Annotated in this window: 13 protein-coding genes; 7 read left to right on the plus strand and 6 right to left on the minus strand. The window is 37.8% G+C overall.

Features of this window, described 5'->3' with window-relative positions:
• Nucleotides 1-164: 164 nt before the first annotated feature.
• The 4 genes from prfB to IEV85_RS23840 all read right to left on the minus strand — a co-directional run bounded on the left by prfB (nucleotide 165) and on the right by IEV85_RS23840 (nucleotide 3,723).
• Nucleotides 165-1,266, minus strand: a protein-coding gene (prfB, locus tag IEV85_RS23825; protein ID WP_425562913.1) for a peptide chain release factor 2 whose coding sequence is annotated in 2 segments (ribosomal slippage) — nucleotides 165-1,205 and nucleotides 1,207-1,266 — 1,101 coding nt in all. Because the reading frame shifts where the segments join, the coding sequence is not laid out codon by codon here.
• A 142-nt stretch (nucleotides 1,267-1,408) separates the two neighbouring features.
• Complete coding sequence (locus tag IEV85_RS23830) at nucleotides 1,409-2,473, minus strand: branched-chain amino acid aminotransferase (protein ID WP_188467782.1); 1,065 nt, start codon at nucleotides 2,471-2,473, stop codon at nucleotides 1,409-1,411.
• 56 nt (nucleotides 2,474-2,529) lie between these two features.
• Nucleotides 2,530-3,078 carry a cob(I)yrinic acid a,c-diamide adenosyltransferase gene (locus IEV85_RS23835; protein WP_188467783.1) on the minus strand — a complete coding sequence of 183 codons (549 nt, stop codon included), beginning with the start codon at nucleotides 3,076-3,078 and terminating at the stop codon, nucleotides 2,530-2,532.
• A gap of 237 nt (nucleotides 3,079-3,315) precedes the next feature.
• Complete coding sequence (locus tag IEV85_RS23840) at nucleotides 3,316-3,723, minus strand: hypothetical protein (protein ID WP_188467784.1); 408 nt, start codon at nucleotides 3,721-3,723, stop codon at nucleotides 3,316-3,318.
• A gap of 236 nt (nucleotides 3,724-3,959) precedes the next feature.
• Here IEV85_RS23840 and hppD point away from each other — a divergent pair, with 236 nt between their 5' ends.
• The 4 genes from hppD to tnpA all read left to right on the plus strand — a co-directional run bounded on the left by hppD (nucleotide 3,960) and on the right by tnpA (nucleotide 8,858).
• Nucleotides 3,960-5,054: a 4-hydroxyphenylpyruvate dioxygenase gene (gene hppD, locus IEV85_RS23845; RefSeq protein WP_188467785.1), complete on the plus strand. Its 1,095-nt coding sequence runs from the start codon at nucleotides 3,960-3,962 to the stop codon at nucleotides 5,052-5,054.
• A 199-nt stretch (nucleotides 5,055-5,253) separates the two neighbouring features.
• Nucleotides 5,254-6,975, plus strand: coding sequence for a phospho-sugar mutase (locus tag IEV85_RS23850; RefSeq protein WP_188467786.1), 1,722 nt, complete (start codon nucleotides 5,254-5,256; stop codon nucleotides 6,973-6,975).
• Between the two features lie 130 nt (nucleotides 6,976-7,105).
• Nucleotides 7,106-7,612: a metallophosphoesterase family protein gene (locus tag IEV85_RS23855; RefSeq protein ID WP_188467787.1), complete on the plus strand. Its 507-nt coding sequence runs from the start codon at nucleotides 7,106-7,108 to the stop codon at nucleotides 7,610-7,612.
• Nucleotides 7,613-8,411: 799 nt separating this feature from the next.
• Nucleotides 8,412-8,858: an IS200/IS605 family transposase gene (tnpA, locus tag IEV85_RS23860; RefSeq protein WP_188467788.1), complete on the plus strand. Its 447-nt coding sequence runs from the start codon at nucleotides 8,412-8,414 to the stop codon at nucleotides 8,856-8,858.
• A gap of 162 nt (nucleotides 8,859-9,020) precedes the next feature.
• Here tnpA and IEV85_RS23865 read toward each other — a convergent pair whose 3' ends face one another.
• Together IEV85_RS23865 and IEV85_RS23870 are read right to left on the minus strand one after the other, a co-directional pair.
• Nucleotides 9,021-10,049, minus strand: coding sequence for an ABC transporter ATP-binding protein (locus IEV85_RS23865; protein ID WP_188467789.1), 1,029 nt, complete (start codon nucleotides 10,047-10,049; stop codon nucleotides 9,021-9,023).
• A 115-nt stretch (nucleotides 10,050-10,164) separates the two neighbouring features.
• Nucleotides 10,165-10,530, minus strand: a complete 366-nt coding sequence (locus IEV85_RS23870; protein WP_188467813.1) for a hypothetical protein — start codon at nucleotides 10,528-10,530, stop codon at nucleotides 10,165-10,167.
• Nucleotides 10,531-10,630: 100 nt separating this feature from the next.
• On the opposite strand from IEV85_RS23870, the gene hisS reads away from it, so the two are divergent.
• Genes hisS through IEV85_RS23885 form a run of 3 tightly spaced genes read left to right on the plus strand, consistent with a single transcriptional unit; the run spans nucleotide 10,631 to nucleotide 15,476 of the window.
• Nucleotides 10,631-12,025, plus strand: coding sequence for a histidine--tRNA ligase (gene hisS, locus IEV85_RS23875; RefSeq protein WP_188467790.1), 1,395 nt, complete (start codon nucleotides 10,631-10,633; stop codon nucleotides 12,023-12,025).
• Between the two features lie 29 nt (nucleotides 12,026-12,054).
• Nucleotides 12,055-13,545: a histidine ammonia-lyase gene (hutH, locus tag IEV85_RS23880; protein ID WP_188467791.1), complete on the plus strand. Its 1,491-nt coding sequence runs from the start codon at nucleotides 12,055-12,057 to the stop codon at nucleotides 13,543-13,545.
• Nucleotides 13,542-15,476 carry a T9SS type B sorting domain-containing protein gene (locus IEV85_RS23885; RefSeq protein WP_188467792.1) on the plus strand — a complete coding sequence of 645 codons (1,935 nt, stop codon included), beginning with the start codon at nucleotides 13,542-13,544 and terminating at the stop codon, nucleotides 15,474-15,476. The genes hutH and IEV85_RS23885 overlap by 4 nt, the downstream gene beginning before the upstream one ends.
• Nucleotides 15,477-15,478: the final 2 nt, after the last annotated feature.

Below are 15,478 nucleotides of genomic sequence, written 5' to 3' on the forward strand. Positions count from 1 at the left end.
TCTATAATTTTGTACTTTTCCAAGAAGTTAAACACCTAAACATCGAGGATCAAAATAAAAAAAGCTGAACTTCATCAGTCCAACTCTTATATTTTCCTTTGGCTATAGTAATTATCAAGGACGTCCTTTTTAGGACTAGTCACACATATAAATGAGTAACTAATTTATTCTTCACCATTCTTACTCACTTGCTTTCCCATTAGGAATGCTTTGATGTAATCATTTAAGTCACCATCCAATACATTTTGCACATCGGTTCTTTCAACACCTGTTCTCGCATCTTTAATAAGTTTGTAAGGGTGTAATACATAGTTTCTGATCTGAGAACCAAAATCAATCTTCATTTTTCCTGCCTCTATCTCATTTCTTTCTGCATTACGTTTCTCTACTTCACGCTGGTAAAGTTGCGACTTCAACATTTTCATCGCCTCCTCCCTGTTTCCAAGCTGCGTTCTGCCTGCCTGGCAAACCACCACGATACCTGTAGGTTTATGAGTAAGCTGAACTTTCGTTTCTACTTTATTCACGTTCTGTCCACCAGCACCACCTGACCTTGAGGTATGCATCTCAATTTCAGAAGGATGAATATTGATTTCAATCGTATCATCCACCACCGGATAGACATATACTGAGGCGAAAGAAGTATGTCTTCTTCCACCACTATCGAAAGGTGAAATTCTCACAAGACGATGAACCCCATTCTCCGATTTGAGAAAGCCATATGCTTGCGGACCATCAAATTCTAAAGTAACAGATTTTACCCCTGCCACATCGCCAGCTTGAAAATCCACTTCGCGTACTTTATAGCCATTGGACTCCCCCCACATAATGTACATACGCATTAATATGCCAGCCCAATCGTTACTTTCTGTACCTCCGGCCCCTGGACTAATCTGCAACATGGCAGAAAGCTGATCTTCTTCCGAAGAAAGCATCTTTTTAAGCTCAAGGTCTTCTACCTTGCCCATTGCTTTTTCGTAAGCCTTATCCACTTCAGCTTCAGTAGCTTCTTCCAGTTCATAAAACTCATAAAGCGTTTCAGCATCACCATATAAGTCACTCAATTCTTCAAAATGCTTGGTCCACTCTTTAATGGCCCTGATTTTCTTCATTGTTTCTTCAGCGGCATCTGAATCATTCCAGAAGTCCGGCTGAGCTGTGAGCATTTCAAGCTCTTTTATTTCTTCAATTTTAGTATCGTAGTCAAAGATACCCCCTCAAGGCATTAACACGAGCCTTTAAATCTTTCAGTTGATCTGATGTCATGAGACAAAGATTTGTTTATGGTTAAAAATTTATTTCCGTTGATGTTTATGAGTAAGCCTGTAGCTATCCTTTCAGCCTTATCCATAAAAAAGCCGTAAAGCTTTATTAAACAATACGGCAAAATTATATTAAATAAATGAATTTAGATCATGTGAAGCCAGCCAAATTTATCTTCAGCTTCTCCTGATTTGATAGCATCCATTGCCTTTAGCACCTTGTTGGAAAACTTCCTTTCTTCGATGGCTGGCAAGGTATAATCAGTATCTTCATAGCCAATCAATTTAATATGAGCAATGGTAGCAGCCGTTCCCGCACCAAAAGCTTCCTGCAGCGTGCCATCTTTAGCTGCATTAATTACTTCCTCTACTGTAATTCTTCTCTCTTCTACCTTCATTCCCCAGTCGCGAGCAAGTGTTAGCACAGAATCTCTTGTGATACCTCTCAAGATTGTAGAGCCAGCCTCAGGAGTAATTAATGTATCATTTATAACAAACATGATATTCATGGTACCGGATTCTTCAAAATACTTGTGCTCCTTGGCGTCTGTCCACAAAAGTTGATGATACCCTAATTTCTGAGCCTGACGAGCAGGATACAAAGCGCCAGCATAGTTACCCGCAGCTTTAGCAAAGCCAGTTCCACCTTCAGCAGCACGAGTATATTTGGTTTCAATTTTTACCTTTACCGGCTCTGTATAATAGGAACTTACAGGACAAGTGATGATCATAAACCTATAAGTATCAGAAGGTTTGATACCGATATAATCGTCCATAGCAAAAACAAAAGGACGGATATAAAGAGAATTTCCAGGTTGATCAGGAATCCATGCGCTATCTAGTTTAAGAAGTTCTTTCAAAGCATGCATAAACAAATCTTCAGGCACTTCAGGTATGCACATGCGTTCTGCAGATTTATTCAATCTTGCTGCATTAGCTTTAGGTCTGAAAATAGCTGTTTCTCCGGATTTAGTTTTATAGGCTTTTAACCCTTCAAAGATGGACTGTCCATAATGTATTACACTTGAGGCAGGTGCTAAAGAAAGATTTTCATAAGGCTGAATCCTCAAATCTGTCCATTCACCATCTTTATAGTCAGCTATGAACATATGATCTGAATACACTCTGCCGAAAGGAATATTGTTAAAGTCAACTTCCTTAATTTTTGATTTTTCAACCTTTTGAACGGATATTTCTGAAGTTTCTAGCATCACTGTGGGTAATTTTAAAAGTACGAAATTAGTAAAAAACGAAGGTATTTCCAATATTATTTTTTGGGTACCCAAGGCACCTCAGTAGAGCTAAGCTCTTTGGTAACCATTCTGGAAAGTACAAATAAATAATCTGAAAGCCTGTTTAAGTAGATAACAATCACTTCTTCAACAGCTTCCGATTCAGCCAACGCTACTACTCCCCTCTCTGCCCTTCTGCAAACAGTCCGTGCAATATGCGTGTAAGAAATCACAGGATTTCCGCCCGGTAAAATAAAGTTTTTCATTGGTGGCAACTCTTCGTTCATCTCATCAATTGCTTTTTCAAGTCGATCAATGTCAGAATGCTTAATTTCCGGAATTGAAAATTGTCTTTCACCTCCTTCATTAGCAAGGTGAGAGCCTATTGTAAACAATCGATCCTGAATTTCAATCAGTAAAAGATGCCTCTTCTGGTTTACGGATTGATCCCTTAATAATCCTATCCAGGAATTTAATTCATCCACATTACCATAGGCATCAATTCTTCTATTGGCTTTTGAAACCCTGGAACCACCTAATAATGAAGTCTTTCCTTTGTCCCCTGTTTTAGTATATATTTTCATCTATTTTTTTTGCTCTAAAAAACAATTGTTAAGGATTTAACCCTCTTTTGCAAAGTAAAGTTTTCTCCCCGAACATCCTTTACTAAACAGTAATTAATTTTACTAAAAAGCAATATAGATTAAGCCATCCTCTGCTAAATGAAAATTTGATTAGTTCAATAAATTCGTCTTGTTTATTAAAACAAAAAGGCCGAAGAATATCCCCCGGCCCTTACTATATTTTGTCTTATTCTACTTTTACTTAGCTTGCCAAACCACTTCTTTATGGTCAGCTCCCGCCTGCAATACAATACGTGTAGGATTAGGTGCTAAAGCTAAAGTAACTTTTGCACTGGCAAAATCATCAGCTTCTACCAATACCCCCTGGCCTGGCGCTACATCAATGGTATCATCTTTCACAATATACTCGTCAGCCAAATATGCTATAGGGAGTAATACATCGTTATCCGGGCAGAACTCATCATGTACCTCTGCTAATGCATCTTCAAGGTATTCACCATAATTTTCAATGAAATCATCTTCCAGGTCGTGTAGTTCCTCTTCTATGGCATCATAATCTTTATCGGCATAATTTAATTTACTTAGCGCTATCTTCTTCTTAACAAGAGTGGTTAAGTCCGAATCTAATTTTTTAATATCTATCATTATTGTGTTGGGCTAAAATTTCAGATTGCAAAATTCCTTAGATTGCCTTGAACTTCCAAACAAACCCTGTACTAATTCTTAATAATTATAGTTTTATTTCTATTCCACAGAAATAAATTTAATTTTGGTTCTAAATCGTTAAATACGAGACCTAAATTTAATTCTTCCCGTAACTTACAAACAGGAAGAAATAATATTGTTTAAATTCATTCATCAAAAATATTAAGTAAAAAGCTATGGAACAGGATTTTTTACCTATTAAAGGAACTGACTACATTGAATTTTATGTCGGCAATGCCAAGCAGTCGGCCATGTATTACCAAACAGCGCTTGGCTTTGAAATGAAAGCCTATGCCGGGCCGGAAACAGGTATAAAAGACCGGTGCTCTTATATGTTGCAACAAGGTAAAATACGCTTTGTACTCACCTCCTCTCTGGTACCTGATTCCGAAATTTCAGAGCATGTTAAAAAACATGGTGATGGTGTAAAAGTTTTAGCACTTTGGGTGGATGATGCAGAAGTTTCATGGAAAGAGACGACAACCAGAGGTGCAAAATCCCACACCGAACCGAAAGTTTTGGAAGATGATAACGGCAAAGTAACCATTTCAAGTATTCATACTTATGGAGAAACGCTTCACACTTTTGTTGATAGAACGCACTATGATGGGCCATTTCTACCAGGTTTTATAGCAAAAACCAGTGCTTTACCTGCCAGCCCAATTGGTTTAAAATATGTAGACCATTGCGTTGGAAATGTAGGCTGGGGAGAAATGAATAAATGGGTAGAATTTTATGAAAAAGTAATGGGTTTCAGTCTGTTGATTACTTTCGATGATAAAGACATTTCAACAGAATACACAGCTCTCATGTCCAAAGTGGTATCAAATGGTAATGGATTCATCAAGTTTCCTATTAATGAGCCGGCTGAAGGAAAGAAAAAATCCCAGATTGAAGAATATATAGATTTTTACAAAGGAGCGGGTGTACAGCACATCGCCATCGCTACAGATGATATCATCCATACAGTTTCGGAGATGCGAAGGCGAGGAGTTGAATTCCTGAACGTCCCTGAAACCTATTATCAGGACTTGCAGGACAGAGTGGGTGAAATAGAAGAAGATATTAAACCCATAAAAGACCTTAACATACTGGTAGACAGGGATAATGAAGGTTACTTATTACAGATTTTCACAAAACCTATTCAGGACAGGCCAACTGTGTTTTTTGAAATTATCCAAAGAAAAGGAGCCAAATCTTTCGGAAAAGGTAACTTCAAAGCACTTTTTGAAGCCATTGAAAGAGAACAGGAATTAAGAGGGAATTTATAAAAAATGTAATGAAGCTTTATGGTATAAAAATCTGCTGTTTCTTTTATGGAGGATCACTTTTTTAATCAAAAATCAAAACTATTTTCTTCAAAAAAATAAAATAAGTTATCTTGATACCAAGATCAAAAAATAGAGATTTACTATAAAAGTGAGGCTAAAGAAGATTTAAAAACAAAATATAAAAGCATAAACAACTATCATGACAACCGAAGAAAGAGCGCAAAAATGGCTTAGTAGCCAATCTGTAGACGATACTACTAAAGAAAGCATCCGTAAAATGCAGTCTGAAAACCCTGATGAATTTAAAGAATCATTCTATCAGGATCTTGAATTTGGTACAGGAGGCCTTCGGGGCATCATGGGTGTTGGGAGCAACCGAATGAATCGCTACACTTTGGGAATGGCTACACAAGGGTTATCCAACTATCTTAACAAAACATTTACAGAGAGTGGAATATCTGTAGCCATTGCACATGATTGCCGAAACAACAGTGATACTTTCGCTAAAACTGTAGCAGATGTTTTTACTGCCAATGGTATTAAAGTGTACTTTTTTGAAGGTTTGCGACCTACTCCGGAGCTATCTTTCGCCATCCGATATTTTGGATGCAAAAGTGGCGTAGTACTTACAGCTTCGCACAATCCTAAGGAATATAATGGCTATAAAGCTTATTGGTCTGATGGTGCTCAGCTCATTGAACCGCACGATGAAAATGTGATGAAAGAAGTTCAGGCAATTCAGTCCATAGACGATGTTCAATTTGCCGGAAATAATAGTTTGATTGAATACATTGGTGAAGACGTTGACAAAGCATATTTGGAGGAATTGAAGAAGATTTCTCTTTTTCCAAAAGCCACTGAAGAAGATAAGTCTATTAAAATCGTATTTTCACCTATCCACGGTACAGGCATCACTTTAGTGCCAAAAGCCCTGGAGAACTTTGGTTTCAAGAATGTTCATCTGGTAGAAGAACAAACTACTCCTGATGGTAATTTCCCTACAGTTATCTATCCAAATCCTGAAGAAAAAGAGGCGATGAAAAAGTCCTTGGCTATGGGTGAAAGCGTAGACGCTGATATTATTATGGCTACAGACCCTGATGCAGATCGTGTAGGAATAGCTATTAAAAATGCAGATAATAAGTTTGAATTACTTAATGGAAACCAGACAGGCTCTCTCCTAATATACTATTTGCTTTCACGATGGGACGAGCTTGGAAAGTATACAGGAAAAGAATTCATTGTAAAAACTATTGTTACCACTGAATTGATCAAGGCCATCGCTGATCATTTTAAAGTGAAAAGTTATGATACTTTAACAGGCTTTAAACACATTGCCGGTTTAATCAGAGACTTAGAAGGAAAAGAAAAATTTATAGGCGGTGGAGAAGAAAGTTACGGCTACCTCATTGGTGATTTTGTGCGCGATAAAGATGCTGTAGCTTCCAGCGTAATGATTGCTGAAATGACTGCATATGTAAAATCTAAAGGCAAAACAGTATATGACTACCTCATAGAGATGTATGCTAAATTTGGCCTTTACAGGGAAGATTTAATCTCTATTACTAAGAAAGGAATTTCCGGAAGTGAGGAAATCAAGCAGATGATGACACGCTTCAGGGAAAATACTCCTGGCAGCATTAACGGCATTAAGGTGACTAAAATGAGGGATTATAAAACTGGCTCAGAAACAGATTTAGCTAGTGGAGAGAAAAAGAAGCTTGATTTCCCTTCATCTAACGTGCTTCAATTCTTCCTGGAAGATGGCAGTAAAATTTCGGCCAGGCCTTCAGGAACAGAGCCTAAAATTAAATTTTATGTCAGCGTAAATAGTAAATTATCTTCAAAAGAAAACTTTAAGGCAGAGTTCGATCAATTAGGAGACAAAATCAAAGGCCTTTTAGATGATTTAAACCTGTAATATCTTTTACCCGCAGAAGCTTTTTTTTAACAGAAAGAAGCTTCTGCTAAAAATACCCTTATTAATATCACTTAAAACATTTTAAATACATCATCACAAAAGCCTGCTTCGGCATAAAACCCTCTAATAAATGAAAATAGGCCTAATATCAGATACCCATGGATATTTTGACCCTCAAATCATCAATTACTTTCAATCTTGTGATGAAATCTGGCATGCAGGTGATATCGGTGAAGGCAATATAATTGCAGAATTGGAAAAGATAGCACCCACAGTGGTGGTTTTTGGAAATATAGACTCTCCTCTTTTTCAGCGGATTTTTCCTGAAGACTTATTTTTTGAACGTGAAGGGTTAGAAATTTTCATGAGCCACATAGGTGGCAAACCTCCCTATTACAACCCTCGCGTAAGAAAATTAATACGGGAAAGAAAGCCGGATATTTTTGTCTGCGGACACTCTCACATATTAAAAGTGGTTACTGATCACAAGCATGATAAGCTATTGTATCTGAACCCGGGAGCTGCCGGTAAGCAGGGCTTCCACCAAATGCGGACGCTCTTACGATTTGAGATAAACAACAAGAAAATCAGTAAAATGGAAGCAATAGAGTTGGGCAAACGTGGTGCTTTAAGTTGATTTTTTTTATTCACTAGTTATACGTTCAACCCCTACAGGGTTGATTGCAACCATATATCCTTAGCCCAGGATTACAATCCTGGGCTAAGGAGTTTAAGCCCTTCATGCTTTTTAACCTGAATTCGAATCTTAATTTGCTTTAAAAGCCTGTCAGAGCGTTCCTGCTTTGGTGGGACAAACTAATTCGATCCCGCTCAAGTGGAATTATATTTTTTAGAAAAAAGAAATTTAACCTATGCCGACCCATCGGTATCCATAATCTCATCATATTATAACAGGAGATACCGCTTAATCGAACTGAGGTTTCAGGCTTTTTATCTAATTATAATTGTACTTTTTAAATCTAATTTTTTTAGACACTTCCTATTTATGATGCCCCAACGAAATTAGACTCTATACAAAAACCATTGATGCCCTCAATGTTATAGCCAGCTATAAAACAACCTCAAGAGGGTTTAATAAATAACTCTATCATATCTAAATCAATGAATAATTGCAGCTTACAAGGTATTAAATCCCCAAGAATCCATTTATTGTTCACCCTTTCCCTGGATTTACCAAAAGTAGAGAGATTGGGTAAGCTACAATCTCCTACTTTGAAAATTCCCTTCGCTCAAATTTTGACAGGAAGTTAACAAACCCTGTAAGGGTTAAACTCTATAACCATTGATGGTATCAATGGTTATAGCTAGCTATAAAAACAACCCCGTAGGGGTTGAACAGCTGCTAAAAGATACGAATACCGGTTTACCTAAAATAATTTTTGTAAATTGTAATGTTTCACCAAAAGCCGTTTTCTATGAGTTCATATAGGCAGATATTTTACCAGATAATTTTTGGGACTAAGTATAGAGCCAAAACATTGACAGAAGAATACTGCCTTGATCTATACAAGTACATTTGGGGAATATTAAAAGCGAAAAACTGTATAACCTATAGGATTAATGGAGTTGAAGATCACATTCATATTTGCTGTGACTTACATCCATCAGTAGCTTTAGCAGACTTAGTGAAAGATATCAAGCTCTCAAGCAGTATTTGGCTTAAAGCAAATCCTCACTTTCCTGATTTCATAGGCTGGCAAGTTGGATATGGAGCATTTACCTACTCCCAAAGAGAAAAAGAAAAGATCATTAACTACGTTAAGCGTCAAAAAACACATCATCAGGAAGTTAGCTTCATCAATGAATTCAAAGAGATACTGATTGAGCAGAACATTGAATTTGACGAGAAATTTTTACCTTAATTCACCCCCTACAGGGTTGATCGCAACCATATATCCTTAGCCCAGGGTTACAATCCTGGGCTAAGGAGTTTAAGCCCTTCAGGCATTTTTTATCTCCACAATAATTAATTATATCAATAGTAATTACCGCAACTCAAATAACTCAAACAGGACTGAACGCTATTACTCATCAAGCTTAATCAGATTTCCTTGATTGATGTACAAAGAAATAGTTTCTCCTTCCTTAGCACTATATTCCCTGGTGTTCACATAAAGCACATTTTTATCGGAGCTTGAACCAATAACAGCTTTCAATAGAAAGTAATTACCCATAAATGTGATGGATTCTACCTCTGCTTTCAGTATAATTTCTGCTGAATCCCCTGCGCTTTCCAACCTGATTTTCTCAGGCCAAATACCATAGATTTTATTGGCTGAAAGAACATGGGAAAACTCATCTTTCAATAAATCACCGGGGATCATATTAAATAAACCTATAAGCTGGGCCACTTGAGCATTAGCTGGCTGCCTGTAAATTTCTTTAGAGGCTCCACTTTGAATTATCTTTCCATCTTCCAGAAAATGAATAATATCAGCCAAATAAAATGCTTCGGACACATCATGCGTTACGAAGATAATAGCTGTAGAAAATTCAGCATTCATTTCCTTTAAAGCATCCATCAGAACTTGTCGGGTGGCTTTGTCCAGTTGAGTAAACGGCTCGTCCAGCAACAATACATCAGGCAAAGTAGCCATAGCACGAGCAATGGCAAGTCTTTGCTTTTCACCGCCTGACAGCAACTCAATCCTTTTATCTTTTAACGGCACAAGCCGCATCAAGTGAAGCAGCTTATCTCTTTGCTCCTGAGAAAAATCAGAATTATAAGCCAGCAGTGCATCTTTGAGGTTTTCCTCTACTGTTCTGTTCTTGAGTAAACGAAAATCCTGAGCCATATAGGCTAGCTCCTCATAACCAGGAATTAGCACCTCTTCCGGATTCTCCAAAACCTGCTCCTGAAATTTCACTTCTCCACTATCCACCGAAACTAAGCCTGCCAATATTTTAAGGAGCGTAGTTTTTCCGGCCCCACTCCTGCCCATAATGGCATGGATTTCTGCTTTCCTAACAGAAATGCTAACAGCATGAAGCAGGGCTTGCTTCCCAAATTGCTTGAAGATACCTTCTGCGGATAGTAAGGAAATGTTACTCATGAACACAAATTGTAAATTATACCTTAAAAATGGTGTGAATAGTCGGAATTACAGCAGAAAAGGCAAAAAAAAAGCGAACCGTATGGCTCGCTTCAAATTATATCTTAAAACTATCTTACTTATCTTCTTTTTTGTCTTCTGATTTTTTTGCTTTTGGCGCATCATCAGACTTTTCAGTAGCTGCTTTTTTCTTAGGTGCTGCTTTTTTAGCTTTTGGAGCATCCTCAGTCTTAGCTTCAGCTTTGGCTCCTTTTGCAGTTTCCTCCTCTTTCTTTGCAACCGGCTTTTTGTCAGCCTTCTCAAATTCAGCTTTAATTTCTTCTACGTCAACATTTTTGATGACCGGCTTTTGCTGCAAACGTTTAATATTGTCAACTCTTTTCTTAGCGACTACTCTATTTTTTCTAGCTTTTCTTTTAAGACTTGTTCCTGCCATGGTTACTTCTTTATCAAAATTGGAGTGCAAAGATATGAATTTCATTTTAACAAGCATAATCTTATTAAAATAATTTACAGGCTTTTAACAATAATTGAAGGCTTCAATTACAATTTTTGTAGTTTTGCAGCTAAAGATTGAATCAATGAGTAAACAAAAACCCTCTTTACCTAAAGGAACACGTGATTTTGGCCCCGCAGAAATGGGCAAACGTCATTTTATCTTAGAAACCATTAAAAAGGTGTATCAAAAATATGGCTATGCACCCATAGAAACACCTTCAATGGAAAACTTAAGCGTGCTTCAGGGAAAATACGGTGATGAGGGCGATCAGTTGCTCTTTAAAATATTGAACTCTGGTGATTTTTTATCCAAAACAGATCAAGAGGATATATCTTCTTCTCGTAATTTACTTCCAAAAATATCAGAAAAAGGACTCCGTTACGATCTAACAGTTCCTTTTGCACGCTTTGTAGTTATGCATCAGCACGAATTAAACTTCCCGTTTAAGCGATACCAAATTCAGCCGGTTTGGCGTGCAGACAGACCTCAAAAAGGAAGATACAGGGAGTTTTATCAGTGTGATGCAGATGCTATCGGCACCGATTCTTTGTTGTGTGAAGCGGAAATAGTTTTGATGATTCACGAAGTATTTGAGAAACTACAGGCCAAACAGCCTAATAGCCTGGATTACGCCATTAAGATCAATAACAGAAAAGTGTTGAGCGGAATTGTGGAAGTAATTGGTGCCAGTGGAAAAGAAACAGATTTTGCAGTCGCTATTGATAAGCTGGACAAAATTGGGCAGGAAAAAGTAAAGGAAGAGTTAATAGACAGAGGGTTTCCTACAGAATCACTCCAGAAAATAGATCCTTTATTTTCATTATCCGGAGATAACAGGCAGCAATTAAACCATTTAAAAACTTTCCTTAGCACATCTGAAATTGGCTTAAAAGGAGTGGCGGAATTAGAAGAAGTACTGACTATATTGGAAGGTTTTGGCGCTGAGGTTCCTCAACTGGAAATTGACGTAACACTTGCAAGAGGCCTCTCCTATTACACAGGAGCCATTTTCGAAGTAAAACCTAAAAATGTGGAGATGGGAAGCATTTCCGGTGGTGGCAGGTACGATGGCCTCACAGATAATTTCGGGCTACCCAATGTAAGCGGAGTTGGAATCTCTTTTGGTGTGGATAGAATTTATGATGTACTGGAGGAATTGAATTTATTCCCTGAGTCTAACCAGGAAACCACGCAGGTTTTAATAGTTGCTTTTGATGAAGAAACATGGAAATACAGCCTCAAGGCTTTGAATGCTTTGCGTGTGCAAGGAATTAAATCTGAGCTATATCCTGAGCCTGTAAAATTGAAAAAACAGATGAAATATGGTAATGACAAAAACATTCCATATGTAATTGTCATCGGTTCGGAGGAGATGAAAAGCGGAAAACTAACTTTCAAAAACATGCAGGAAGGTTCTCAAAGCAACGTAGAATTACCAGAAATAATTAAGCAATTAACCAATTCATCTGTCAATTAAGTAGCATAGATTTAAACAAACACATTAAAATGAGTGATTTCTTCAGCATTAGCCATCAGGCACTCACCCTTTCCGATATAAGAAATATAATTGATAATAAATTAAAAATTCAGCTTTCAGAGGAAGCCAAGCAAGCCATCACCAATTGCAGAACTTTTTTAGATCAGCATATTGCCACCTCTGAGGCCCCTGTCTACGGAATCAATACAGGATTCGGCTCACTGTACAGCAGAAATATTTCCAAACCTGATCTGGAAAAATTACAGAGTAATTTAGTGATGTCGCATGCTTGCGGAACCGGCCCTGAAATACCGCAAGGCATTGTTAAACTAATGCTGCTTTTAAAAATCCAGTCACTTGCCTTTGGTTATAGCGGGAGTCACTTGAACACCGTACAAAGGCTGGTCGACTTTTTCAATGAAGATATTCTACCTGTAATTTACGAAACAGGTTCTTTAGGTGCCTCAGGTGATTTGGCCCCTCTGGCTCACCTCAGTCTTCCTCTTTTAGGAAAAGGAGAAGTCAATTACAAAGGAGAAAAAATAAGTGGGGCTGGCCTACTCGCTAAAATGCAATGGGAGCCTGTTCATTTGAAGGCTAAAGAAGGATTAGCGTTACTCAATGGCACGCAATTCATGGCGGCTTTTGCTGTTCATGCTCTTATTAAAGGGCAGGACTTAATGAAATGGGCCAACACTATAAGTGCTCTCTCAATTGATGCTTTTGATGGAAGAATTGAACCGTTTGATAACAAAATACATCAAATAAGAAACCAGCAAGGCCAGATAACTGTAGCAGAACACATTAGAAAATTGCTTGATGGAAGTGAAATAATTAAGCAACCTAAAAAACATGTGCAGGACCCTTACAGCTTCCGATGCATTCCGCAGGTACATGGAGCCACACAGGATACACTGATTTTTGCCCAAACCATTATTGAGCGTGAACTTGCAGGTGTAACCGACAACCCAAATGTTTTCCCGGAGGAAGGTGAGATTATTTCAGGAGGTAATTTCCATGGACAGCCCTTGGCTCTGATACTTGATTATTTAGCCATTGCAATGGCAGAATTAGGCAGTATTTCCGAAAGAAGAACCTACCAGCTGGTTTCCGGAAGCCGTGGTTTACCGGATTTTTTGGTAATGAACCCTGGTCTTAATTCCGGGTTAATGATTCCTCAATATAGTGCTGCAAGTCTGGTAAGCCAGAGCAAACAGCTTTGTACTCCCGCGTCTGTAGATTCTATAGTTTCCTCCAACGGGCAGGAAGACCACGTAAGTATGGGTGCTAACGCAGCTACCAAACTTTATAAAGTAGTAGAAAATACGACTCAAATTTTGGCCATAGAACTACTCAATGCTTCTCAGGCAATAGATTTCAGAAAGCCACTGAAAACAAGTCCTGTTTTAGAGCAATTAATTCGTAATTTTAGGCAGGAAATTCCGTTAATAGAAGATGACCGTATTTTGCATAATGATATTGTAAATGCGGTAAAATTCATTAAAACACATTCTGCTTGAAAAATATTTATCTCTTCATTATAGCATTTTCAGCTCCATTTTTGCTTTGGAGCCAGGGAAATTTCCCCAGTGAAAATGGTTTATTTGAAGTAGATTATTTAAAAGGCTGCGTAGGAACTACTATTACAGTAACTCCTATAGCTGCTACAGGTACCTACCTGGCTTGCTTTGACGCAGACTTGACTGATCTTACCTCTTCTGAAAATCAGACCTGCTTTAATGAACAAGCTAATAAGCCAGTAGGAAAACTAGAATTCACCTACACAGAACCTGGTATTTATAATATTCTTGTATTAAATCAGCTGACAGGGAGCCAGCAATTCGACAGCTTAACAATCAAAATTTTTGATCCTGAATTGCCGCAGCTTGCCTTATCTAACTGCAATGGCGATATATTTTTTAATTTGAATCCTGAAGTAGAAAGCTTTGATATTTACAATATCAATTTTGGAGATGGCACACCTCCCCAGAACGTTAGTATTAATAACTTCCCTATTTCCCATACCTATTCTGATAATACTCTGCCTTACACTGTACAGGCTACAGGAAGTTTTGATGCCTCAGGTTTTAATAATTGCAGCAACACAACATATACCAATACTATTGTTCCTGAAAATCTCAATGAAACAGCAGCAACTATAACTTCGCTTGATTTAATTTCAGCCTCCACTCTGGAAATCGCTTTTAATGCCAATGAAAACCAGTTTTACTCCGTTGAAATCAGTCAAAACAATAACACACCCTACAACTCTGTTCGCTCACTTTCCCGCCAAAGTGTAGGAACCTTACAGCTGGATAACCTGGACTTGACCAATAATTTTTATTGCGTAAGGATTGTATCTAAAAGCCTTTGTACAGGAAATGATTTGCTCAGTAACGAAGTTTGTTCCATACAATTAACTGGTGATGCTCAAGCAGATGGCAATCTCCTTGAATGGAACAGTGGAAGTTTTACAACTTCTACCCTTTATAAAAATGGAATTGAAATATATACTGGAAACTCTCCATTTTTGGATACTAATGTGCTTTGCGGGCAGACGGACAATTATGAAATAATCGCAACCAATGCTTCAGGAATAGAAGTTAGATCTTTAGCAGTAGAAATTATTGCTGAAGCATCAGCTTCACAATTGCCAATAACCCAAGTAAGTACCCGAGTACTCAGCTCCGGGGAATTAGAAATAGAATGGGAAGTGCCTCAGGGCTTACAACCGGAGACTTATATTGTGTACAAAAAGCAAAAAGAAAGCGATAATTTTAGGGAAATTGCCACTACTGATTCTACCTCTTTTACAGACACATCATCTGACTTTACAAGCGGCATCAGTTTTTATTCAGTCTCTTATTCTAATAACTGTAGCGGAAGATCTCCACTGGTTGCTACAGCGCCTAACATTCTGCTTACTGCCAATGAATCTGAAAACATTATCAATTTCAGCTGGAATAGCTTTACAGGCTATGATTCCCTTTTATCGCATTACTTAATTAGAAAATATGACAGAGATTTGAATTTGGTTGATGAATGGGATATTGGCCATGAAACATTTTTTAGCGATGATGTGGCAAATGCAGGCGAGCAGATATATATTTACCAGGTATTTGCAATTTCTGAAAATGGCTTAATTTCTTCTTCAAACCAGGTGCAATTTAAAATCCCTCCTAGCTTTTTTGTGCCTTCAGGCTTTACGCCTAATGGAGATGCACTCAATGAAGAAATTAAAGTAGTGGGAAAATTTATCGAGCAGGTAGAATTTAGCATCTTTAACAGATGGGGCACGTTAATTTTCAGAAGTAATGAACTCGATAAAGGCTGGGACGGTTTCCTGCCAGACCGAGAAGCACCGGAGGGCACTTATAGTTACACCATTGTAGTAAAAGATGCTGCCGGAGAAGAGTATTTTAAAAGTGGAGTTTTTAATTTAATTAGATAGAA

Source organism: Marivirga lumbricoides, assembly GCF_014636295.1.
GTDB lineage: Bacteria > Bacteroidota > Bacteroidia > Cytophagales > Cyclobacteriaceae > Marivirga > Marivirga lumbricoides.

What these genes read in the sequence shown, in the direction of transcription:
- hisS (WP_188467790.1), top strand. Translation starts at nt 10,631, where the DNA reads ATGAGTAAACAAAAACCCTCTTTACCTAAAGGAACACGTGATTTTGGC.
- IEV85_RS23840 (WP_188467784.1), bottom strand. Translation starts at nt 3,723, where the DNA reads ATGATAGATATTAAAAAATTAGATTCGGACTTAACCACTCTTGTTAAG.
- IEV85_RS23855 (WP_188467787.1), top strand. Translation starts at nt 7,106, where the DNA reads ATGAAAATAGGCCTAATATCAGATACCCATGGATATTTTGACCCTCAA.
- IEV85_RS23850 (WP_188467786.1), top strand. Translation starts at nt 5,254, where the DNA reads ATGACAACCGAAGAAAGAGCGCAAAAATGGCTTAGTAGCCAATCTGTA.
- IEV85_RS23865 (WP_188467789.1), bottom strand. Translation starts at nt 10,049, where the DNA reads ATGAGTAACATTTCCTTACTATCCGCAGAAGGTATCTTCAAGCAATTT.
- IEV85_RS23870 (WP_188467813.1), bottom strand. Translation starts at nt 10,530, where the DNA reads ATGAAATTCATATCTTTGCACTCCAATTTTGATAAAGAAGTAACCATG.
- IEV85_RS23830 (WP_188467782.1), bottom strand. Translation starts at nt 2,473, where the DNA reads ATGCTAGAAACTTCAGAAATATCCGTTCAAAAGGTTGAAAAATCAAAA.
- tnpA (WP_188467788.1), top strand. Translation starts at nt 8,412, where the DNA reads ATGAGTTCATATAGGCAGATATTTTACCAGATAATTTTTGGGACTAAG.
- hppD (WP_188467785.1), top strand. Translation starts at nt 3,960, where the DNA reads ATGGAACAGGATTTTTTACCTATTAAAGGAACTGACTACATTGAATTT.
- hutH (WP_188467791.1), top strand. Translation starts at nt 12,055, where the DNA reads ATGAGTGATTTCTTCAGCATTAGCCATCAGGCACTCACCCTTTCCGAT.
- IEV85_RS23835 (WP_188467783.1), bottom strand. Translation starts at nt 3,078, where the DNA reads ATGAAAATATATACTAAAACAGGGGACAAAGGAAAGACTTCATTATTA.